General features: G+C 68.8%; 18 protein-coding genes and 1 tRNA gene. 10 read left to right on the top strand and 9 right to left on the bottom strand.

The window, feature by feature from the left end:
* A complete protein-coding gene (locus AHIS1636_RS06965; protein WP_264795284.1) occupies window positions 1-2,109 on the top strand; it encodes an ATP-dependent DNA helicase UvrD2 in 2,109 nt (702 codons plus the stop codon).
* Here AHIS1636_RS06965 and AHIS1636_RS06960 read toward each other — a convergent pair.
* Window positions 2,106-3,185, bottom strand: coding sequence for a TOMM precursor leader peptide-binding protein (locus AHIS1636_RS06960; RefSeq protein ID WP_264795088.1), 1,080 nt, complete (start codon window positions 3,183-3,185; stop codon window positions 2,106-2,108). The two genes, AHIS1636_RS06965 and AHIS1636_RS06960, sit on opposite strands and share 4 nt — an antisense overlap.
* Before the next feature lie 132 nt (window positions 3,186-3,317).
* Here AHIS1636_RS06960 and AHIS1636_RS06955 point away from each other — a divergent pair, with 132 nt between their 5' ends.
* A complete protein-coding gene (locus AHIS1636_RS06955) occupies window positions 3,318-3,944 on the top strand; it encodes a M48 metallopeptidase family protein (RefSeq protein ID WP_264795087.1) in 627 nt (208 codons plus the stop codon).
* On the opposite strand, the gene AHIS1636_RS06950 is transcribed toward AHIS1636_RS06955, so the two are convergent.
* Window positions 3,941-5,365 (bottom strand): zinc-dependent metalloprotease, encoded by a 1,425-nt coding sequence (locus tag AHIS1636_RS06950; protein ID WP_264795086.1) that lies wholly within the window; start codon window positions 5,363-5,365, stop codon window positions 3,941-3,943. The two genes, AHIS1636_RS06955 and AHIS1636_RS06950, sit on opposite strands and share 4 nt — an antisense overlap.
* A gap of 285 nt (window positions 5,366-5,650) precedes the next feature.
* Here AHIS1636_RS06950 and AHIS1636_RS06945 point away from each other — a divergent pair, with 285 nt between their 5' ends.
* The 4 genes from AHIS1636_RS06945 (at window position 5,651) to AHIS1636_RS06930 (ending at window position 10,685) form a co-directional block, all read left to right on the top strand.
* The gene (locus tag AHIS1636_RS06945) at window positions 5,651-6,754 is read left to right on the top strand and encodes a YlbL family protein (protein WP_264795085.1); all 1,104 of its coding nucleotides are present in this window, start codon (window positions 5,651-5,653) and stop codon (window positions 6,752-6,754) included.
* Window positions 6,755-6,933: 179 nt separating this feature from the next.
* Window positions 6,934-9,930, top strand: a complete 2,997-nt coding sequence (locus AHIS1636_RS06940) for a UPF0182 family membrane protein (protein ID WP_373875796.1) — start codon at window positions 6,934-6,936, stop codon at window positions 9,928-9,930.
* Between the two features lie 48 nt (window positions 9,931-9,978).
* Window positions 9,979-10,052, top strand: a tRNA-Met gene (locus AHIS1636_RS06935).
* A gap of 96 nt (window positions 10,053-10,148) precedes the next feature.
* Entirely contained in the window at window positions 10,149-10,685 is a 537-nt protein-coding gene (locus AHIS1636_RS06930) for a DUF6328 family protein (protein ID WP_264795084.1), read from the top strand.
* 90 nt (window positions 10,686-10,775) lie between these two features.
* On the opposite strand, the gene AHIS1636_RS06925 is transcribed toward AHIS1636_RS06930, so the two are convergent.
* The 3 genes from AHIS1636_RS06925 to AHIS1636_RS06915 all read right to left on the bottom strand — a co-directional run bounded on the left by AHIS1636_RS06925 (window position 10,776) and on the right by AHIS1636_RS06915 (window position 13,923).
* Complete coding sequence (locus tag AHIS1636_RS06925) at window positions 10,776-11,516, bottom strand: PspA/IM30 family protein (protein ID WP_264795083.1); 741 nt, start codon at window positions 11,514-11,516, stop codon at window positions 10,776-10,778.
* 68 nt (window positions 11,517-11,584) lie between these two features.
* Window positions 11,585-13,648, bottom strand: a complete 2,064-nt coding sequence (locus AHIS1636_RS06920) for a TPM domain-containing protein (protein WP_373875795.1) — start codon at window positions 13,646-13,648, stop codon at window positions 11,585-11,587.
* Window positions 13,649-13,791: 143 nt separating this feature from the next.
* Window positions 13,792-13,923 (bottom strand): hypothetical protein, encoded by a 132-nt coding sequence (locus AHIS1636_RS06915; protein WP_264795081.1) that lies wholly within the window; start codon window positions 13,921-13,923, stop codon window positions 13,792-13,794.
* Here AHIS1636_RS06915 and AHIS1636_RS06910 point away from each other — a divergent pair.
* The 4 genes from AHIS1636_RS06910 (at window position 13,922) to AHIS1636_RS06895 (ending at window position 18,185) form a co-directional block, all read left to right on the top strand.
* Window positions 13,922-15,475 carry a S1C family serine protease gene (locus tag AHIS1636_RS06910; RefSeq protein ID WP_264795080.1) on the top strand — a complete coding sequence of 518 codons (1,554 nt, stop codon included), beginning with the start codon at window positions 13,922-13,924 and terminating at the stop codon, window positions 15,473-15,475. The two genes, AHIS1636_RS06915 and AHIS1636_RS06910, sit on opposite strands and share 2 nt — an antisense overlap.
* Window positions 15,476-15,630: 155 nt before the next feature.
* Window positions 15,631-16,437 carry an electron transfer flavoprotein subunit beta/FixA family protein gene (locus AHIS1636_RS06905; RefSeq protein WP_264795079.1) on the top strand — a complete coding sequence of 269 codons (807 nt, stop codon included), beginning with the start codon at window positions 15,631-15,633 and terminating at the stop codon, window positions 16,435-16,437.
* A 30-nt stretch (window positions 16,438-16,467) separates the two neighbouring features.
* On the top strand, window positions 16,468-17,415 hold the full coding sequence (locus AHIS1636_RS06900) for an electron transfer flavoprotein subunit alpha/FixB family protein (protein ID WP_264795078.1): 948 nt from the start codon (window positions 16,468-16,470) through the stop codon (window positions 17,413-17,415).
* An 8-nt stretch (window positions 17,416-17,423) separates the two neighbouring features.
* Window positions 17,424-18,185 (top strand): PIG-L deacetylase family protein, encoded by a 762-nt coding sequence (locus tag AHIS1636_RS06895; protein ID WP_264795077.1) that lies wholly within the window; start codon window positions 17,424-17,426, stop codon window positions 18,183-18,185.
* 66 nt (window positions 18,186-18,251) lie between these two features.
* Here AHIS1636_RS06895 and AHIS1636_RS06890 read toward each other — a convergent pair whose 3' ends face one another.
* From AHIS1636_RS06890 to AHIS1636_RS06875, 4 genes are all read right to left on the bottom strand, one after another.
* A complete protein-coding gene (locus AHIS1636_RS06890) occupies window positions 18,252-18,857 on the bottom strand; it encodes an anti-sigma factor (protein WP_264795076.1) in 606 nt (201 codons plus the stop codon).
* Between the two features lie 57 nt (window positions 18,858-18,914).
* Window positions 18,915-19,382, bottom strand: coding sequence for a tRNA (cytidine(34)-2'-O)-methyltransferase (locus AHIS1636_RS06885; RefSeq protein WP_264795075.1), 468 nt, complete (start codon window positions 19,380-19,382; stop codon window positions 18,915-18,917).
* Window positions 19,383-19,459: 77 nt separating this feature from the next.
* On the bottom strand, window positions 19,460-20,392 hold the full coding sequence (locus AHIS1636_RS06880) for a J domain-containing protein (protein ID WP_264795074.1): 933 nt from the start codon (window positions 20,390-20,392) through the stop codon (window positions 19,460-19,462).
* 30 nt (window positions 20,393-20,422) lie between these two features.
* Window positions 20,423-21,226: a pyrimidine reductase family protein gene (locus AHIS1636_RS06875; RefSeq protein ID WP_264795073.1), complete on the bottom strand. Its 804-nt coding sequence runs from the start codon at window positions 21,224-21,226 to the stop codon at window positions 20,423-20,425.
* Between the last annotated feature and the right edge of the window lie 5 nt (window positions 21,227-21,231).

The following is a 21,231-nucleotide window of genomic DNA, read 5'->3' as shown; positions in this document are numbered from 1 at the left end:
ATGGCCGCGGGCCTGGAAGACAGGATCCTGGGCGGACTCGACGACGAACAGCGCACGGTCGCCTCGACGCTGACCGGCCCCATGTGCGTGCTGGCGGGCGCAGGCACGGGCAAGACCAGGGCAATTACCCACCGCATTGCGTACGGCGTGCACTCGGGGGTGTACAAGCCGCAGCAGGTCCTGGCCGTGACGTTCACCGCCCGCGCCGCCGCGGAGATGCGTTCCCGCCTGCGGGACCTCGGTGCGGGCGGTGTGCAGGCCCGCACCTTCCACGCCGCGGCCCTGCGCCAGCTCCAGTACTTCTGGCCGCAGGCGGTCGGGGGACAGCTGCCGGCGCTGCTGGACCACAAGGCGCAGATCATCGCCGAGGCGACGCGCCGGCTCCGGCTGTCCGCCGACCGGGCCGCGATCCGCGACCTCGCGTCGGAAATCGAATGGGCCAAGGTCTCCATGCTCACGCCGGACGGCTACGTGCGGGCGGCGGCGGGACGGGCGGAACCTGCCGGATTCGACCTGACGACGGTCGCCCGGCTCTTCCAGGCGTACGAGGACGTCAAGACGGACCGCAACATCATCGACTTCGAGGACGTGCTGCTGATCACCGTCGGCATCCTGCAGGAGGATGCCCGGATTGCGGCCGAGGTCCGCAACCAGTACCGCCATTTCGTGGTCGACGAGTACCAGGACGTGTCGCCGCTGCAGCAGCGGATGCTGGACCTCTGGCTCGGAGACCGCCAGGAACTGTGCGTCGTCGGGGACGCGAGCCAGACCATCTACTCCTTCACTGGCGCTACCTCACGCCACTTGCTCGGGTTCACGCGGAAGTTCCCGTCCGCGCAAGTGGTCAAGCTGGTGCGGGACTACCGGTCGACGCCGCAGGTGGTGCATCTTGCGAACTCGCTGCTGACCGAACGAACCCGGCATCCACGGCGGGGCGGCAACGATCCGTGGCCGGAGCCGCTGGAGCTCATTGCACAGCGTGCCGCCGGACCGGAACCGTCATTCACCGAGTGTCCCGACGACGAGGCCGAGGCGGCGCAGGTTGCCGGGCGGATCAAGACCCTGCTGGCGGAGGGCATCCCGGCCAGCGAGATCGCCGTGCTGTACCGGACCAACGGCCAGTCCGAAGCCTACGAGCAGGCCCTGGCCGGCGCGGGCATCGGCTACCAGCTGCGCGGAGCCGAGCGGTTCTTCGCCCGCCGCGAGGTCCGCGACGCGATGCTCCAGCTGCGGGCGAGCGCCCGGGCCGCCGGAACGGATCCGGTGCCCCAGCTGGTCCGCGACGTGCTTGGCAACCTCGGCTACACCGACGAGGCGCCCCAGTCCGGCGGCGCGGTGCGTGAGCGCTGGGAATCCCTGGCCGCGCTGGTCGCGCTCGCGGACGAACTCAACACCGCCCGCGGCGAGGCCGCGGGCGGGGTCTTCACCCTGCACGACCTGGTCATGGAGCTGGAGGAACGCGCCGCGTCCCAGCATGCGCCGACCGTCCAAGGCGTCACGCTGGCGTCCCTGCACTCGGCCAAGGGGCTGGAATGGGAAGCGGTCTTCCTCGTCGGCCTGAGCGAAGGGCTGATGCCGATCAGCTTCGCCGACACGGAGGACGGCGTGGACGAGGAACGCCGGCTGCTGTACGTCGGCATCACGCGCGCCCGGCAGCATCTGGCCCTGTCCTGGTCGCTGGCCCGGACACCGGGGGGCCGGGCGCACCGCCGGCCCTCGCGTTTCCTGGACGGCCTCCGCCCTAGGTCGTCATCGTCCGCTCCTGCACGCCCGGCCACCGCCGCCACGCGGAAGAAGCGGGCCGCCCCGGCGAAGTGCCGGGTGTGCGGCATCCTGCTGGCCAGCGGCGCCGAGCGCAAGGTGGGACGCTGCGACAACTGCCCGCCCACGTACGAGGAGGCCACGTTCGAGGCGCTCCGGGAGTGGCGCAAGGACGTAGCCCAGGAAACGGCCATGCCGGCCTTCGTGATCTTCACCGACGCCACCCTGACCGCCATCGCGGAGGCCCGCCCCCAGTCGTTGCAGGAGCTCTCCCGCCTGGCCGGCGTGGGGCGGACCAAGCTGGAACGCTACGGCGAAGACGTGCTGCGCATCCTGGCGGGGAACTAGGACGCCTGCCGCGACGGGCGGAGTCCGGGCTGCAGCTGGCAGACGCAGCCTCCGTGGGGGCTGTACTCGTGCCTGCCGACCGTGCCGTCCCCGCTGCGAAGCTGCAGGACGGCGGACCAGGCGGCCGGCCGGTTCCTGCCGTCGAGGAAGAGCAGGACCTGGAGTGCGGCCAGTCCCGCCGCCGCCACGGACTGCGCGGCCTCGTCCACGGACGTCAGGCCGGTGGCGGACTCCTGGCGCAGGAGAGCCGAGATCTCGTTCCAGTCGGGGTCCTGCCCTGCCTGATGCCGGTCCACGCAGTCCAGGCAGGCGGTCTCGCCAGGGACCACCAGCGGCCCCACCAGTGCATCGGATTCGCGGAGCAGGACGGGCAGGTGCGGATTGCCGCACTCTGCCAAGGCCCGGGCCGCGTCGGCTGAGGGCACGTCCCGGTCGGTGTAGACCACCAAATCCAGGAAACGCGGCCTGCTCGCGGCCGTTCCGGGCGCGGTCGTATTCGGCATGATGTGCGTCGACGCCGTCGGATCGATGTGCGCAATCATCTTCCGCGCCGCCTGGGCCCGGTTTAGTCCGACGTCCCCCAGCCTGTAGGCGCCGGACCCGACGTCGGCCGGGCCCACCGTGGCCCCGTCCTCGAGCAGCAAGGTGCCCACTCCTGCCGCCGCCAGCGCGCAGGCGATCGCGCCTCCCGTGCGCCCCAGGCCGATCAGGTGGACCGCCGCGTCGGCCCGGCGCCCCAGCAACTCGGAAGAGTCGCACCCGTAGACGGCGGACCAATGGGCCGCGTCGGGCGCCAGCCGGTCGGCGCGCAGGCCGGTGGGGCCAGGCGCGGAAGAATCGACCAGCACCGGCGCCAGCGCGGCCAGCAGGCCTCGGCCGCGTTCCGGACTGATGCCGCACCGGCCTGCTGCCGCCGCCAGTTCGTCCTCCGGCAGACCGCGGCGCAGCAGCTGCAGGAACCGCCGGTCCCCGGCGTCGATGCCGCTGAGCACCATGCCTCGGGAGCCGTAGCCGATCTGGACGGTGTCCGCGCGTTCGACCAGGCGCAGGCCCGGGTTGATCCTGTAGGCCGCCATGAGTTCCTCCTGCCGGAATCGGAACTCCCATGCTGGCACGGCCGGCTGCCGGCGCCCGAGTTATCCACAGCTGGCGGCCCCGGAGGACCGGGATGGTGCGGCGGGGGATCGGAGCACGATACCGTCAATGGCATGCAGAATTCAGACAGCGGTCCGGCCTTGCTGGCCGCCGGCAGTGCCGGGATGGAATGGACCACCGCGGACGGCAAACCGGTGCGGATCAAGCGCTCGCACCGCCGCCGGCGGACGGTCTCGGCCACCTGGAGCGGCGACACCATGGTCGTCTCCCTGCCGGGCCATTTCACGGCCCGCGAGGAACGCGAATGGGTGCCGCGCATGATCTCGAAGCTGGAGGCGCGCCAGAGTGCGGGCCAGAAGCGGCTCGCGGCCGGTGACGGCGAGCTGATGGCGCGGGCGGTGGCGCTTTCGGAGCGGTACATCGACGGTGCGCCCAGGCCGAGCCGCATCCGCTGGGTTTCGAACCAGAACGGCCGGTGGGGCTCGGCGACGCCGGCGAGCAGGAGCATCCGCATCTCGGACAAGCTGGCGGACATGCCTGCCTGGGTGGTGGACTACGTCATCCTGCACGAGCTGGCGCACCTGATCGAGGCGGACCACAGCGCCGCCTTCTGGCGGCTGCTGCGGTCCTACCCCGATCTGGACCGCGCCAAGGGATTCCTGCACGGCGTCGACTTCGCCACGGCCAAGGGCCTCAGGAACGACGGCGGCGCCGAGGGCGGATCTGCGGACGCGGACTAAGCGTCGGGTGCTTTGGGGTCCCTGCCCGGGGTCCCGGGTTCGCCGTCGTCGCCGGACTCGCCGCCACTCGCGGAATCCTTCCCCGCCTGCGGCTCATCGAAGCCGCCCGAGAGAAGCTTCTGGAGCGCCTCGTCCACTTCGGCGTCCGAGGCATCGAGCAGCTGGCGCCGCGAGCTGAAGCCGGCGGGATCGTCCAGGTCCTCGGCCGTCGGCAGCAGGTCCGGGTGGTGCCAGATGGCGTCCCTGCCGGCGAGGCCGCGCTCTTCCTTCAGCGCGGCCCACAGCGCGGCGGCATCGCGCAGCCGGCGCGGCCGGAGCTCCAGTCCGACCAGTGCGGCGAAGGCATGTTCCGAAGGGCCGCCGGTGGCGCGGCGGCGGCGGACCACTTCGCGCAAGGCGCCCGAGGACGGCAGGTTGGCGGTGGCGGCGGCGCTGAGCTCGTCCACCCACCCCTCCACCAGGGCGAGCGTGGTTTCGAGCTTGAGCAGTGCCGCTTCCTGTTCGGGCGTCCGCTGCGGCATGAACACGCCCTGCGAGAATGCGTTCTGCATGCTTTCGGGATTCGTGGGGTCGATGTCCCGGGCCACTTCCTCGATCCGGGACATATCGATGTGGATGCCGCGGGCGTAGCTCTCGATCGCGCCCAGCAGGTGCCCGGCAAGCCACGGCACGTGCATGAAGAGGCGTGCGTGGGCGGCTTCGCGGACGGCCAGGAACAGCCGGATCTCCGATTCGGGAATGTCCAGTCCCTCGCCGAATGCCTTCATGTTGGTCGGCAGCAGCGCCATCTTCCCCTCGGCCAGCGGCAGGCCGATGTCGGTGGAGCTGACCACGTCCTTGGCAAGGGCGCCCACGGCCTGGCCCAGCTGCATCCCGAAGAGGGCGCCGCCCATGTTCTGCAGCATCGACCGGGCGCCGCCCAGCATTTCCTTCATCTCTTCGGGAACCTGCTCGGTCATGGCGGAGGTCAGCGCAAACGCGATGCTGTTGGCCACAGGCTCGGTCAGGCGCTTCCAGGTGCCAAGCGTGGCTTCGACCCATTCGGCACGGGACCAGGCCCGGCCAATGAGGCCGGTACCCTCGAAATCGGTCACGGGATCCAGCCACAGCTCGGCGAGCCGCAGGGCCTCGTCCACCTCGCGGGCCTGGTTCGCGCCGATCGAGGGGTCATTGTCGGAAGCCGCGACCTGGCGGGCGCTCTCGTGCGCCAGCTTCCAGTTGACCGGCCCGTCGCCGCCCGCGCTCATCATGGCCTGGACCTGCTGGAACATCTGCGCGAGCATGTTGGGGTCCGAGGGCAGGCCGGCCGCCTTGGCCATCTCCGCCGGATCCATGCCTTCTCCGCCGCCGAAGAACTTGGCAAACATCTCGGAGAGCGGATCCTGGGGATCATCGCCATTGTTGGCTGGATTGGACGTCATCACTACCACCGGTCCTTGTGGGGGTTGCCGCGGATACAGGGCCTGGGCAGCAGCGCGGGCCACGGGCGCTCCTTGCTGCTGCTGGTTCCACGTTACCGGTAGCTTTCCCGGCCTGTCGCGCGGCATCGCGGCGGTTCGCTGAGGGCAAATCCGCGCGGCGGCCGGTACGGGAATCCACGGCGGGGCTGGCCGCGCACTGCGGGACGACCGGCCGGATCCCGCCGAGCGCGTAGGCTTTGGGCAGGACATTCTCCACCGACGTGCCCGCTTCCGGAAGGACAACCATTGATCGAGCCGACGCAGACGGCGGCCGGCGGCCAGCAGCCGCCGGCGGTGCCGAACCCGCCGAAGAACCGGCGCCGGCCGGTCATGATGGCCGCGGGGATCGTCGGGGCAGGCCTGGGACTTGCCGGACTGTTGCTGCCGGCCCCCTACGTCATCGAGACACCGGGGCCGTCGTTCAACACCATTGGTGCCGTGGACAGCCGGACGCTGATCGAAATACCGGGGGAGAAGACCTACCCCACCTCCGGCAACCTGGACCTGACCACCGTCTACATGAGCGGCGGGCCGCGGAACCCTGTCCGCCTGTTCGAGGTCGCCGCGGCGTGGCTCGATCCGCGGCAGACCGTGGCCCCGGAGGAACTTGTCTATCCTCCGGGAGTGACCGGGGAGGAAATCCAGAACCAGAACGCGGAAGCCATGACGTCCTCCCAGGAGACCTCGGTCGCCGCGGCGCTGGCGCACCTGGGCGTGAAGTTCGACCAGCGGATGACCGTCGTCGGCTTTGCCGACAATGCGGCCGCCGAGGGCCTGCTGAAGATGGACGATGTCGTCGCCACGGTCAACGGCAAGCCGATCACCGGGATCGAGGTGCTGCGCGCCGAGCTCAACGCCGGGCACGGCAAGCCGGTTGAGCTCGGTGTGGTCCGGGACGGGAAGCGACTGGACGTGGAAGTCACTCCTAAAGCGAACGACGACGGCGAATTCCAGCTCGGTGTCCTGCTGGGCACCGACTTCGATTTCCCCTACGACGTCAAGATCCAGCTCGACAACGTCGGTGGCCCGAGTGCCGGCCTCATGTTCGCTTTGGGCATCGTCGACAAGCTGACGCCGGGAGAAATGACGGGCGGCAAGCACTTCGCCGGAACTGGGACCATCGACGCCGAGGGGAAGGTCGGCCCTATTGGCGGCATCGTCCAGAAGATGGACGGTGCAAGGGACCAGGGCGCCACTGTCTTCCTGGCGCCGGCCGGTAACTGCGGCGAAGTCGCGGGACATGTCCCGGACGGCATGCAGGTGGTCAAGGTCGAGAACCTGGACGGGGCGGTCAAGGCCGTCGAACGGATCGGGAGCGGCAGCACGGCCGGGTTGCCGTCCTGCGGCTGAAAGTCACAATCGGGTGTCGGATTCCGGCACTGCCTCCGCTCGGCTTCGCGCCGGTCAGTGCCGCAAGGCAGAATGGAGGGCAGCGGAACCTCCAGGCCTGCGCAATCGTGGAACAACCGGAGGGTTTTGTGCCCCCGGCACGCCGTAATGCTCGATGCATGCAGACAATGAGGTAGAGAGTGACTTTCGGATCAGACCGGCCCTTTGACGACCGGCCAACAGCACCAAGTCCGCTGAAGAAGAAGCGTTCGCCCCTGGTACCCACCCTGATTGTGGTGGCCGTCCTCGTGGTCGCCTTCGTGTTCTTTTCGCAGGTTTACGCGGATATCCTGTGGTACGACCAGCTGGGGTATCTGGAAGTCTTCCTCAAGGAAAACGGCACCCGGATCGCGATCTTCGTCGTCGCGTTCCTCGTGATGGCGGTGTCGGTCTACCTGAGCCTCCGCGTGGCCTACCGTTCCCGTCCGGTGTACGCGCCTGACAATGCCATGCAGGACAACCTCAACCGGTACCAGGAACAGCTCGAACCGGTGCGCAAGCTGCTGATGGTCGGCATCCCGATCGTGCTCGGCGGCTTTGCCGGCACCGCCGCGGCGTCCGCATGGCAGACAGTCCTGCTGTTCTTCAACCAGGTGCCGTTCGGCCAGCAGGACCCCCAGTTCGGCCTGGACTACAGCTTCTACCTCAATACCCTGCCGTTCCTCGGCTTCATCACGGGTTTCCTGGTCAGCGTCGTGCTGATCGCCGGCATCGCCGGCCTGCTCACCCATTACCTCTACGGCGGAATCCGGCTGGAGGAAAAGGGCTTTTTCGCCTCTAACGCAGCACGCATCCACGTCGCCGTTTTCGCGGCGCTGTTCCTGGTCCTCCAGGGCGTGAACTACTGGCTGGACCGCTACAGCACAGTGCAGTCCAACTCGGGCAGCTGGACCGGCGCCCTCTACACGGACGTGCACGCGGTCATTCCGACCAAGGCGATCCTCTCCGTCGCCGCGATCATCGTCGCGATCCTGTTCGTCGTGGCCGCCGTGATGAACCGCTGGCGGCTCCCGCTGGTCGGCACGGCCATGCTGGTGGTGACGGCGATCCTCGCGGGCGGCGTCTACCCGTGGGTGGTCCAGCGCTTCCAGGTCACGCCTAACGAGCGCAACCTCGAAGCCGACTACATTGAACGCAACATCGGCCTGACCCGCCTGGCCTATGGGCTCGAGGACACGGAGGTCACGTCCTACGACGCCACCGTGAACGCCGAAGCCGGCGCCCTGCGCCAGGATGCCGAAACGACGGCGAACATCCGCCTGCTGGACCCGAACCTGGTGTCCAATGCATTCGCCCAGCTCGAGCAGTTCCGCCAGTACTACCAGTTCTCCGACACGCTCAACGTGGACCGCTACAACATCGACGGCAAGGTGCAGGACACCGTCATCGCGGTCCGCGAACTGAACACCGGCGGCATCCCGTCCGGCTGGGTCAACGAGCACGTCCTCTACACGCACGGCTACGGAGTCGTGGCCGCCGCAGGTTCCCAGGTGCAGGCGGACGGCAAGCCGTCGTTCCTGCTGAGCGGAATTCCCTCGACCGGCAAGCTGGGGGACGACTCGACCTACGAGCCGCGCATCTACTTCGGCGAGTCCTCGCCGGACTATTCGGTCGTCGGTGCCCCGGAGGGCGCGTCGCCCGTGGAAATCGACCGCCCGCAGAGCGCCGGAGCGGACACCGAATCGCGCAACACGTTCACGGGCGAGGGCGGTCCGAGCATCGGCAACTGGTTCAACCGGCTCGTCTACGCGCTGAAGTTCCAGTCCACGGACCTGATGCTCTCCGACACGGTCAACTCCGAGTCGCAGATCCTTTACGACCGCAATCCCCGCGAGCGTGTGGAAAAGGTCGCGCCCTACCTGACCGTGGACGGCAACCCCTATCCCGCAATCGTGGACGGCCGGGTCAAGTGGATCGTGGATGCCTACACCACCAGCGAACACTTCCCGTACTCGACCCCGCAGCAGCTGGAACGGGCCACGCAGGACACCCAGACCGCCGAAGGCCGTGCGGTCGCGCTGCCGCCGGAGGACATCAACTACATCCGGAACGCCGTCAAGGCGACCGTGGATGCCTACGACGGCTCGGTGGATCTCTACGCCTGGGATGACCAGGACCCGCTGCTCCAGGCCTGGCAGAAGGTCTTCCCGACCACGCTGAAGCCGTACAAGGAGATGTCCGCCGAACTGATGGCGCACGTGCGCTATCCGGAGGACCTGTTCAAGGTGCAGCGCGAACTGCTCGCCCGCTACCACGTGACGGACGTCGGCCGCTTCTACGAGAACAGCGACGCCTGGAGCGTCCCGACCGATCCCACGCTGGGCGCCAATACGGACGTCAAACAGCCCGCGTACTACCTGTCGCTCAAGATGCCGGGCCAGGACACGGCGGCGTTCTCGCTGACGACCCCGTTCATTCCATTCGTGGCGCCGGGCGGCGAGCCGCGCAACGTGCTCTACGGCTTCCTGTCCGCGGAGGCCGACGCGGGTACCGGCAAGGACGGCGTGAAATCGGAAGACTACGGCAAGCTCAGGCTGCTTGAATTGCCGCGCGAGATCACCGTCCCGGGCCCGGGACAGGCCCAGAACCTGTTCAACTCGGACACGACGGTCTCGCAGGCACTGAACCTGCTGCGGCAGGGCGCCTCCGAGGTCATCAACGGCAACCTGCTGACGCTGCCCGTCGGCGGCGGCATCCTGTATGTGCAGCCGGTCTACGTGCAGTCCTCCGGAGCCTCTTCCTACCCGACCCTGCGCCGGGTGCTGGTCAGCTTCGGCGAGGAAGTCGGCTTCGCCCCGACCCTGTCCGAGGCCCTCGACCAGGTCTTCCAAGGTGACTCCGGCGCGACCACGGGAGACCAGGGGAACGTAGGGGAGACTCCGGAGGACGCCGGCGGCCCTCCTGCAGAGGTGGACAACCAGAAGACGCTGCAGGATGCGCTCCAGGCTGCTTCGGCCGCCATCCAGGAAGGCCAGGCGGCACTGGCCGAGGGCGACTTCGCGGCGTATGGCAAGGCGCAGGAGAAGCTGCAGGCGGCGCTGCGCAAGGCCATAGAAGCCGAAGGCAAGATCACCGGCGAGACCCCGCCGGCCGAAGGCCAGGCCACCCCGGCTCCGACGGAAACGCCGGCGCCGTAGCGGCCGATTTGCCCAGCCACCCCGCGGCCTGTAAGGTATTTAGAGCGCCGCGGGGTGGAGCAGTTCGGTAGCTCGCTGGGCTCATAACCCAGAGGTCAGAGGTTCAAATCCTCTCCCCGCAACGAATGAAGGTCCCGACCGGAGGAATCCGGCCGGGGCCTTCCTGCATTTCCCGCAAAATCCGCACCGGATCCGCCGGTCCGCGCTAGTGTCGGCTCATGGGCACTGATTCCCGCGACGAACTCGAGGAGCCTCCGCGCGGACGTAATGAAACACCTGCGGAGAAGCTGGACCGGAACTGGTACGAGCTCCTGCAGGAAGTGCGGGTGATGCAGACAGGCATCCAGATCCTGGCGGGATTCCTGCTCACATTGCCCTTCCAGGCGAAGTTTGCCGAGCTGGACGGCCTGCAGGTCGCCGTCTACCTGGCCCTGGTCTTCGTTTCCGCGAGCATCACGGCGCTGCTGCTGACGGCCGTGAACATGCACCGGGTCTTCTTTCGGCGGCACATCCGGCTGGCCTTGGTGGAAAACAGCGATCGGATCATTCGCGGAGCCATGCTGTTCGCCGGACTCATCCTGATCGGTACGACATGGCTCATTTTCGACATGGTGCTGGGCCGGACGGCTGCCACCATCACAGCGGCCGTGCTGGTCCTGCTGCTGGTGCTGATGTGGGTGGTCCTGCCGCTGGCCGTTCGGCGCAAATACGCGGACCACTCCGGCCGCGGGACGGAGCAGCCGGCCGGGCAGTGAGGGGTCCGGCGGCGGGGACACCGGCGCTTGAGGCAGCAAAGCGGGGCGGCAGATCGGTTGATCCGCCGCCCCGCCCCTGTGCGGCTGCGGTTACTGCCCCGACTCGAGCGAGGCCGGCGCCGTGCCGGACTTCAGCGCGGCCAGACGTGCTTCGATTTCGGTCTGCTCGCCCAGATCTTCCAGGCTTTCGAACTGGGCGTCGAGGCTGGACGCCGCGAGTTCGTTGGCTCCGCGGACGCGGGCCTCTTCCCGGCGGACCTTCTCCTCGAAGCGGCTGACCTCGCTCGTCGGATCCATGATGTCGATGCTCTTGAGCGCGTCGTGGACCTGCGACTGGGCGGCAGCGGTGCGCGAGCGGGCAACCAGCTCATTGCGCTTGTTCTGCAGCTCGGTCAGCTTGCCCTTCATCTGGTTGAGGCCCGTCTTGAGCTTCTCGACGACTTCGGTCTGCGACGCGATGGTCGGTTCGACGCCCCGCGCCTCGTTCTCGGCGGCAATCTGCCGCTGGATGGCGACCTTGGCGAGGCTGTCGAATTTCTCGGCATCGACGGTGTCGCCGGAGGCCCGGTACTCGTCCGCCTTCCGGCTGGCGGCCAGCGCCTTGTTGCCCCAGCTGCGGGCGTTCTCCATGTCCTCGTTATGGTCGTCCTGGAGCATCCGCAGGTTGCCGATGGTCTGGGCGACGGCGCTTTCGGCCTCTGCGATGTTGTTCGAGTAGTCCCGGACCATCTGGTCCAGCATTTTCTGCGGATCCTCGGCCTGGTCGAGCAGGGCATTGACGTTGGCTTTGGCCAGCTGGGAGATACGGCCGAAAATTGATTGCTTTACCACAGGGATTACCTTTCGATCTGCTATCTGGTTTCCGTGACAGCCGTCAGGCTGGTCGAGTCCATCTCTTGTTAGAAGTTGCCGCCGGCACCTCCGCCGTCGCCGAATCCGCCACCTCCGAATCCTCCGCCGAAGCCGCCGAAGCCGCCGCCCCCGAAGACGTCGCCGCCGCCGAAGCCGCCGCCGTCGCCGCCGAAGCCGCCGCCGCCGTGGTGGCCGCCGTGGAGAATGGAGTCGATCAGGATGCCGCCGAGGATGGCGCCGCCTAGGCCGCCGCCGCGTCCGCCGAACATGCCTCCTCCGCCGAAACCGCCCATGCCGCCGAAGCCGTCGACATCCTGCTGGGCCATCTGGCTGGCCTGCTGCGCAAGGGCACTGGCCTGCTGGGCGTAGTTGAGGGCCTGCTCCGGATCCGAGTCGGCGATCTGGATGGCGTAGTCGAGGTTCCGCTCGGCTTCCGCAAGGCGGGTCCTGGCTTCGCTGCCGACGCCGCCGCGCCGCGCCCGGATGTAGTCCGAGGTGCCGGAGATCTGCGCCTGGGCGGACATGATGGCATGCTGGAGGGCCTCCCGGGCGCGGCGCGCCCGGTCCTGCGCGTCCCGTACACCGGCGAGTGCCTGGTCCAGCTCCGAGTTGGCCGCTTCGAGCCGCTGGACCAGGGCAATCGGATCGGTCCGGCCGCCCGCGATTTCGCGCTTCACCGTGTCCAGGGCAGTCTCGACCTGCGCGGCCGGCCCGGCGAGTTCCGGGTGCTGGCCGTTGGCGATCAGCGCCCGGGCCTGGGCGAGGTCCTGGGCCGTGTCCGCCACAGTGCGTTCCAGCGTGTCCCTGGCTCCGTCGAGGTCCCTGGCGGTCTTGTCGATCGCGTCCAGCAGCACATTGGCTTGGTGGACGCTCTCCTCCGCGGCCCGAACGGCAACGACGGCGGCGCTCCGGTCCCCGGCGGCCAGCTTCTCCTCCGCGGTTGCTCCGGCGTTCGCGACGAAGTCGAGGCGTTCCTGGGCCTGGTCGATGTTGTCGGCAACCTGCTGCAGGGCCGAGTCCGCGTAGCGCGAGCGCAGCTGGTCCAGGGTGCCCCGGCCGGCTTGAAGCCGGCCCCGGGCCGCCTCCGCGGAGCTGCGTGCGTCGGCCAGCGCCGCGGGCGCATTCTTCTCCAGCTCGCGCAGCGCGTCGAAGTCCTCTTTGTGCTCCTGGAGGGACGCGCTGACTGCCTCGCAGCGCCGGATGATGTCCCCGAGCCAGGCCCGCTGCTGGTCCTCGGTGTCCGGAATATGGTCGTCGAGCTGCTGCTGGAGTTTGAAGGATTCCATCATGTGGGTCTTGGCCGCAGCGATGTCATCGGAGAACGGCTTGACGGCGTCCTCGCCGTACTGGGCCATGGCAAAGCCCAGCTCCTGCTCGCTCGACTTGATGGCATCATCCGCGGCAATGAGCAGGCTGCCTGCCTTTTTCCTCAGGTCCTCGACGCTCATGGCCTGGTGCGGGTCCAGCGGACGGCCGTCAGGGCCGACCTGGATGTGCTGCTGCCGTTGTCCGGGACCCCGCCGGCGCTTGTTCTTCACGTAGAGGTAGGTGCCCACGCCGCCGGCAGCGACGACGCCGCCGAGCAGCAGCACGGGCGCCAGCGAGCCTCCGGAAGATGCAGAGCCCACGTCCCCGCTGCCGCCGGACGCGACATCGGAGACGGCCTGGGCGGCCAGCACGCCGGCCTCGGCCCAATCGCCGCGGGACAGGGCCGGGCTGATGGACTGGAAAATCTGCTGGTCGTACGGCCGGATCGCGCTGCCTTCGGCCGACTGGAACCACGCCTTGCGGGACTCGACGGCCACCGCGAGCATGCTGTCCGAGCTGCCCAAGCCCTTGTTTCGCGCCGTCGCCACGAGCCAGTCGTGCGGATCGGCCGGGTCCTCGAAAGTGTCCACGTAGACCACGAAGAGGCCGAGCCCGTGCTCCTGCCGCAAATCCTCGACCGCGTTTTCCACCTCGGCCTTGTCCGCACCCAGGACGTTCGCCTGGTCCACCACGAACTCGCCGGGCGGAATGTCGACCGGAGGCTCGGCCATGGCTGCGGCAGGGGACATGAGCACTATCGACAGGCCGAGAGCGGCCCCTAACCGCGCGAGCAATGGTCGCATCAAGAACCCTTCAGCACCTGGTGGTGCAGTCATGGACGGCGGCCTGATATGGTGTCGGCTGCCAGAGGCAGACCCTCCGTCCCGCCCCCACTTGCGATTCTATGGTGCGTCCGCGGGAGCGTCTACCGAACCAACGCCCAAGGTCAGAAGAGGGTTCCGCCGGTGGGCAAGGCGGTGTGGCGTTCGGCATCTTCCCAGATAACTTCCAGCCAACGTGCGCCGTAGTCCCAGCGCAGCGAGGCATAGTGGAAACAGCTTCGAGAAAGGAAGACCATGTCTGAGCACAATCGGGATGGCGACCCCCGGTACAACCCGGCAGTGCCGCCGCAGCCGCAGACTCCTCCTGCGTCCGGCCAGGGCCATACCGACCGGTCATCGTCGGCCGACCAGGCACCGGGGGCGTCCGCCTCCGCCGATACCCAGTCCATCCCAACGTCGGCACAGGCCACCCAGCCGATCTCCGGCTGGCAGCGGCCGGACGGTTCGGGCCAGCGGTCATACGGCCTGCCGTCGTACGGACAGGGCGGGAGCCAAGGGCAGTATCCCCACTCCGCGCCGTCCTACGGCCAGTATCCGGGACAGTCCTTCGGGCAGCCGCAGGCCTTCGGGGCGGGTCCGGCGCCGGCCGCGAAACCATCGGCGAAGAAACGTTTCGGCAGCGGGACCCTGGTGGCGGGCATGCTGCTGGCGGGCCTGGCCGGCGGCGGCGTGGCCGTCGGGGCACAATCCCTGGCGGGCGGCTCGGTCGCATCCGTGGCGGGCGCGTCGGCCCAGCAGTTGATCGTCAACAACACCGACTCCGTCAACGAAATCACCGCGGCCGCAGCCAAGGCGTCGCCGAGCGTGGTCACGATCTCGGTCGCGTCGGGGAACTCCGGCGGCTCCGGCTCCGGCATCATCCTCGACGGCGAGGGCCACATCCTGACGAACACCCACGTGGTCACCCTTGGCGGCCAAGCCTCGAACCCCACCCTCGAGGTGCGCACGAGCGATGGCCAGGTCCACGAGGCCAAGGTCGTCGGGACCGACCCGCTCTCGGACCTGGCCGTGATCAAAATCGAGGCAGACGGGCTGACGCCGGCGTCGTTCGCCGACTCGGACAAGCTCAACGTCGGAGATACGGCCATCGCCATCGGCGCCCCGCTGGGGCTCAGCGGCACGGTGACGGACGGCATCATTTCGACGCTGAGCCGCACCATCAGCGTCTCGTCCTCCGAAGCCCCGAAGGAAGAACAGAGCCCCGCCCCGAACGACCAGTGGAACTTCCAGTTCCCGGACGAGAACTCCAACGGCAATTCCTCCTCCTCGTCCGGCGGCAGCATCTACCTCAACGTCATCCAGACGGACGCCGCCATCAACCACGGAAACTCCGGCGGCGCCCTCGTGGACACCAAGGGCGACGTCATCGGCGTCAACGTCGCGATCGCTTCGGCCAGCCAGGACAGCGGCAGCATCGGCGTCGGCTTCGCGATCCCGGGCAACTACGCCCAGCGGATCGCCGACGAGCTGATCAAGAACGGGAAGGCCACGCACGGCTATCTGGGCGTGAGCGTCACGGCCAAGGCCTCCGACAACTCCAGCGGCGGAACCCAGTTCTCCGTCGGGGCGGAGGTCGCGGACGTGGTCAATGGATCTCCGGCTGACGAAGCCGGCCTGCGCAAGGGCGATGTCATCACTGCCGTCGAAGACCGGGTTATCGAGGACAGCGTCTCCCTGACCGCGGCCATCCGCGAACATGCAGTCGGCAGCACCGTAGCCCTGAAGGTCCTGCGCGGAGGCAATGAGCAGACCGTGGACGTGAAGATCGGCGAAAATCCCGGCAAGTGACCCCACCGGTTGAGTACGGCCGCGTTCCCCGCATCGGGGGACGCGGCCGTTCCGGTTCGGGGCCGGGCCCGTTCGTCCGCCCCGCTGCCGGTATGGTTAGGTAAGTTGTACCGGCAGAGCATTGCGGGGCACCGCGGAAGGAAGACGAAGCAACGATGCAGGATCCTGCCCTGAACATTGTGGTTCTGGTTAAGCACGTACCGGACGCCCAGTTCGACCGCCATTTGTCCGACGACGATTACACCCTGGAACGGGACGAGAGCATCCTCTCCGAGCTTGATGAGTACGCCCTCGAAGCCGCGCTGCAGCTTTCGGAAGCCCGCGGCGGCCCCAAGGCCGGCAACGTCGTCACCGCCCTGACCATGGGCCCCGCGGCGGCGGTCAACGCTGTCAAGAAATCGCTGCAGATCGGTGCGACGCAGGGCCTCCACGTCTGCGACGATGCCCTGTCCGGCTCCGACGCGGCCGGAACCTCCCTGGCGCTGGCGGCGGCGATCCGCACGCTGGGCAACGTGGACCTGGTCCTGACCGGCATGGCTTCCACGGACGGCGAGACCTCGCTGGTCCCCGCCCAGCTGGCGGAGCGCCTCGGTCTGGCCCAAATCACGTTCGCCTCGGAACTGGCGGTCGCGGGGAACACCGTGACGGCCCGGCGGGAGTCGGACAGCCACTCGGCCACCCTAGAGGCGCCGCTGCCCGCGCTGGTGTCCGTGACCGACCAGATCAACGAGCCGCGCTACCCGAACTTCAAGGGCATCCTGGCGGCCAAGAAGAAGTCCATCACGCAGCTTTCCCTTGCGGACCTCGGCCTGGATGCGGCGGAGGTCGGCGCCGCGGGCGCCTGGACGTCCGTCGTCGAGGCCAAGCCCCGCCCGGCGCGTGCGCAAGGAACCATCATCACCGATGAGGGCGATGCCGGCATCCGCCTGGCCGACTTCCTTGCCGGCCAGAAATTGCTGTAGCGGCGGCGGACCGGAAAGGATTCCACGAACATGACCAACATTCTTGTCTTCATCGACACTCCGGACGGCGCCCTGCATAAGAGCCACCGGGAACTGCTGACGCTCGCGCGCAGCCTCGGCGAGCCCGTGGCTGCGGTCCCCGGGCCGGTCAGTGACGGCCTGGTTGCGGCCCTCGGCGAGTACGGCACCGCCGCCGTCGTCCACGCGGACTCCGCGGACCTGGACGATGTCCTCGCCGTCCGCAAGGCGGACTTCCTCGCGGCGGCCATGGACCGGACGCAGCCGCAGGCGGTCCTCCTGCCCAACACCTTCGACGGCAAGGAGATCGCCGGCCGGCTGTCCATCAAGCGCCGCAGCGGTGTCGTTACCGATGCCATTGCGGTTGCCAATGACTTCACGGCTACCAAGAGCGTGCTGGCCGGCGCCTACACGGTAGACGCGCAGGTCCGGACCGGGACGCCCATCATCACGTTCAAGGCCAACAGCATCGAGGCCGAAACGGTCCCGCAGGCCACGTCGCCCCGGACCGAGACGGTCCCGGTGCCCGCCGGCGCGCCCGCGGCCCGGATCACCGGCCGGTCGGAAAAGGCCTCCAGCGGGCGTCCGGAACTTTCCGAGGCACGCGTCGTCGTCGCCGGCGGCCGCGGCGTGAACGGGGACTTCTCCGCGGTCGAGGACCTGGCGGACGCCCTCGGCGGAGCGGTCGGTGCCTCCCGCGCGGCTACGGATGCAGGCTGGATCGAGCACTCGGCGCAGGTGGGCCAGACCGGCCAGACGGTTTCGCCGCAGCTTTACATCTCCGCCGGCATCTCGGGCGCCATCCAGCAGAAGGCCGGCATGCAGACGTCCAAGGTGATCGTGGCAGTGAACAAGGATCCGGACTCCCCGGTCTTCGAGATCGCGGACTTCGGCATCGTGGGCGACCTGTTCAAGGTCCTGCCGCAGGCTGCGGCCGAGATCCGCAAGCGGAAGAGCTAGCGGCGGCCGTGGTCGAACCGGAAGAAGCCGGCGCCCCGCTGGCGCCGGCGCGCGTCCTGGTTTTTGCCGCCCACCCGGACGACCTCGATTTCGGGGCGGCGGGGACGATCGCCCGCTGGGCTGCCGCCGGCAGCGACGTCAGCTACTGCATCATGACCGACGGCGATGCCGGAGGCTTCGATGAGGCCCACCGCCCGGACATCGTGGCGCGGCGGACGGCGGAGCAGGAAGAGGCAGCGCGGATCACCGGCGCGCGCGGCATCCACTATTTCCACGAGCGCGACGGCTTCCTCGAACCCAGCTATGAGGTCATCGGCAAGACCGTAGAACTGATACGCCGCATCCGGCCCGAGATCGTGCTTGCCATGCACCCGGAACGCGCCTGGGACCGGATCCAGAAGAGCCACCCGGACCATCTGGCCTGCGGCGAGGCCGTCACCAGGGCGGTCTACCCGGCGGTCGAAAACCCCTACGCCTATCCGGAGCTGGCGGCCGGCGGGCTGCCGGCCTACAAACTTCCGTACCTCTGGTTCTACGGGGCTCCGCGGGAGCGGGAGAACCACTACGTGGACGTGACGGACCTGGTCGACGTCAAGATCGCGGCCATCCGGGTCCATGCCAGCCAGCACCCGGACGTCACGGAAATGGAAAGCCGGGTCAAGGCGATGATGCAGGAGAACGCGCGGCGCGGCGGCCTTCCGGAGGGCTCCAGCGCGGAGGCCTTCCACGTGGTCGGCATCAACACGCCGTCCACGATCGCCGGCTTCTGACCTGGCGGGACGATGGCGCCTTCCGGGACCGGCGGGTTCCTGAGGGCCGCCGGTCCCGCGCCGGGCCTACTCGGCGAGTTTCATTTCAAGGGTGAACGGCGGGGTCGGGGACTGGGCTCCGCCGCGGGCCTCGAGGGTCAGGGCCGCCGCCTTGTAGCCCGAGATATTCTCCACCACCGCCGGCTCTTCGCCGCTGATGTTTTCGCTGCTCAGCGAGCCGACGGAGACCGGCGCCGAACCGCTGGCCGGTATCTTCCATAGCTGGTAGACCTGTCCGTTGCCGGGCGCGGGGAGGTTGCGGAAAGTAACGACGGCGGCGTTGCGGTCCGCGGACACGGCCACATCCGCGGCGGCTCCGTTCTCGCCCTCGACGCTGGTCTTCACCACGTCTCCCGCCCCGAGGACCGCGTCGCCGGGGGAACGGCCCAGGGTCTGCACCGCGGCAAACGCTCCGACGATCAGCACCACGGCGGCGACCACCAGCAGCACCAGCTTCGTGCGCCGCGGCATCGGGCGCCGCTCCGGAATTTCGTCCTCCACCGTCAGCTGGTCCGCATGCAGAACCGAGGAATCATCGGACGCCTCTGCCGCGGGCTCCTGCTCAGCGTAGGAACCGGGTTCGAAGTCGTCGGCGTTGGCGGATGCTTTGTCGCGGGGCAGTGGCGTGTCCATAGGTTTCCAGCATAGCCGCGGAACCTGCGCGAATCCCGGGCGGCACGCGGCGGCGGCTTAGAGCTTGGCGCCGGCGAATCCGTGCTGCCGCCACGCTTCATAGACGGCGATGGAAGCGGAGTTGGCCAGGTTCAGCGACCGCAGCGAGGGCAGCATCGGGAGCCGCAGCCGCGCGGTGACGTGCGGATCCTGCTTGACCTCAACGGGCAGGCCGACCGACTCCGGGCCGAACATCAGCACATCCCCGGGACGGTACTCCACGTCGACGTAGGACCGCTCGCCGTCGGACGTGAAGGCAAAGACGCGCTCCGGCTGCAGGGCCTCCCAGGCTTCCTCGAGCGACTTGTGTACGTGGACGACGGCCAGGTCGTGGTAGTCCAGTCCGGCCCGGCGGAGCTTGGAGTCTTCGAAGCTGAAGCCGAGCGGCTCCACCAGGTGAAGTTCGCTGCCGGTGATGGCCGCGAGCCGGATGGCATTGCCGGTATTGCCGGGGATTTCGGGGGTGTAGAAGAGAATGCGGAACACAGGTTTCATCCTAGACGTTCCGGCTCAGCCTGCCGGCGGGGCCGGGCGGTCCGCCGGGGCAGCTGCTCCGCGAGCGGCTACCTGTGCATGCCGGCCAGCAGCTTCCCGAGCGCCGGCACCAGAACGGTATTCGGCGCGGGGCCTGAGGCGAGGAAGAACTTCAGCTCCCGCACCAGCCGCGCGGCGTTGACCACGTCCACCGGGGAATGTGAATGCGGATCATAGCCGCGGGCATAGTCGATCACGGGCTCGTGCAGGTTGCCGTCGGGGGCGTGAATGACGGTCCAGCCCTGGACGTTCAGCTCGGGGAACAGATCCTGCATCCGCCGGACCGCGGGAGCCAGCCGGGGCGGCTCGATGATGCGCCCGTCCTTGCGCAGCGTGGTGCCGTTCCACTGGAAGATGCCGCGGGGCAGCAGCATGGAATCGATCAGGGCCAGGCGGTATCCGGCCAGGAGGGCATGGTCGATATAGCCGCGCCCGTCCGGCGAGTGCAGGCCGTTCACCAGCCGTGCGGACGGAATTTCGGGCAGGATCTGCTGGGAGAGCAGGCGCACCGTGCGCGCCTCGCGCTGCAGGCGCGACGCCGCGCCGAAAATGCCGCGCTTGCGGGGTACGCCGTGGATCTGCTGGCGCGCCAGCGCCAGGGGGACGGCCGCCGACGCATCGGGTGAGTCGTAGGCCGGAACGAACACCGCCGCGGCCTTGGCCGCGTTGCGGCCGTCCGGCGCCCGGTGCGGGGCGGTAGTGAAGTTCGGCCCGGCCGCGAAGGACTCGGTGTCGCTGGCCGGCGCGGGCGCCCCCGCCGCCCCGTAGGACCGGTCGTACGTGGCGCGGGCGTCCGGGTTGCTCAGCACTTCGTAGGCCAGCGTCACCTGCCGGAACGCGGCCGGGTCTCCGCCGTGGTCCGGGTGGGTTGCGCGCGCGGCCCTGCGGTAGGCGGCCTTGATCTGTTTGGCCGAGGCGCTGGTGGGCAGCCCAAGGGTCTCATAATGCGATGGTGGAGTCACGGCCGCCTTTCCGTCTTCGTGCCCGGGATCCTAGCCTAATTCAGCCGGGGTGCCCGCGGGCGCGGGACGGTGTGAGGCATAGCGCAGGAGCAGCATCGAGTCCGATTCGAGGACGTGCTGCAACCGGAGCGGCTGCGGCCGGTGCCCGCCCTCTGACCTGGCGATCCGCGTCCCTGTTCCGCCGACGAGCAGCGGGCTGACGGTCAGGCAGAGTTCGTCCACCAGGCCGGCATCTTCGAAGGAGCCCAGCAGCGCCGGCCCGCCCTCGCAGTGGATCTGCTGCAGGCCGCGCTCGGCCAACGCCCGGACGATCCCGGCCGGTTCCACTCGTTCCTGCCCCGATTCGATGACGTCGGCGACGGCCTCGAGCTCCTTCCTGCGGGCCGGGTCGGACCCGGCCGAGGTGAACAGCAGGGGGCGCACCGGAGCCTTGCCGAAAAACGCGCCGGACGGGTCCAGGTCCAGCGAGCCGGAGACGACGGCGACGGCGGGGTGCTCGGCCATGCCGCGGTCGGCACGCCACCGCCGGGCCTCGGCCCCCAGCAGGTCGCCGCCGTATCCTTCGGCGCGCACGGTTCCGGCGCCGACAAGGATGACGTCGGCCAGCCGCCGCAGCAGCTGGAACACATGCTGGTCCACGGCGTTGCCCAGCCCGCCGGACCGACCCTCCAGCGTGGCGGCACCGTCCAGGCTGGAGACGAAATTGAAGCGGACCCAGTTCCGCTTGTCCGGCACGTCGCCGTACCACCGCAGCAGCTGTTCGTCCGTGACTGCGGAAACAGGCTCGGGAAAAATCCGGTTGATCGGGGCCAGGCCGTCGGCCATCGATGCCATGTGCT

Source organism: Arthrobacter mangrovi, from assembly GCF_026011795.1.
In the GTDB taxonomy this organism is placed as follows: domain Bacteria; phylum Actinomycetota; class Actinomycetes; order Actinomycetales; family Micrococcaceae; genus Crystallibacter; species Crystallibacter mangrovi.
Note: the sequence above shows the minus strand (reverse complement) of the source record. Positions and strands in the feature narration are given on the sequence as shown.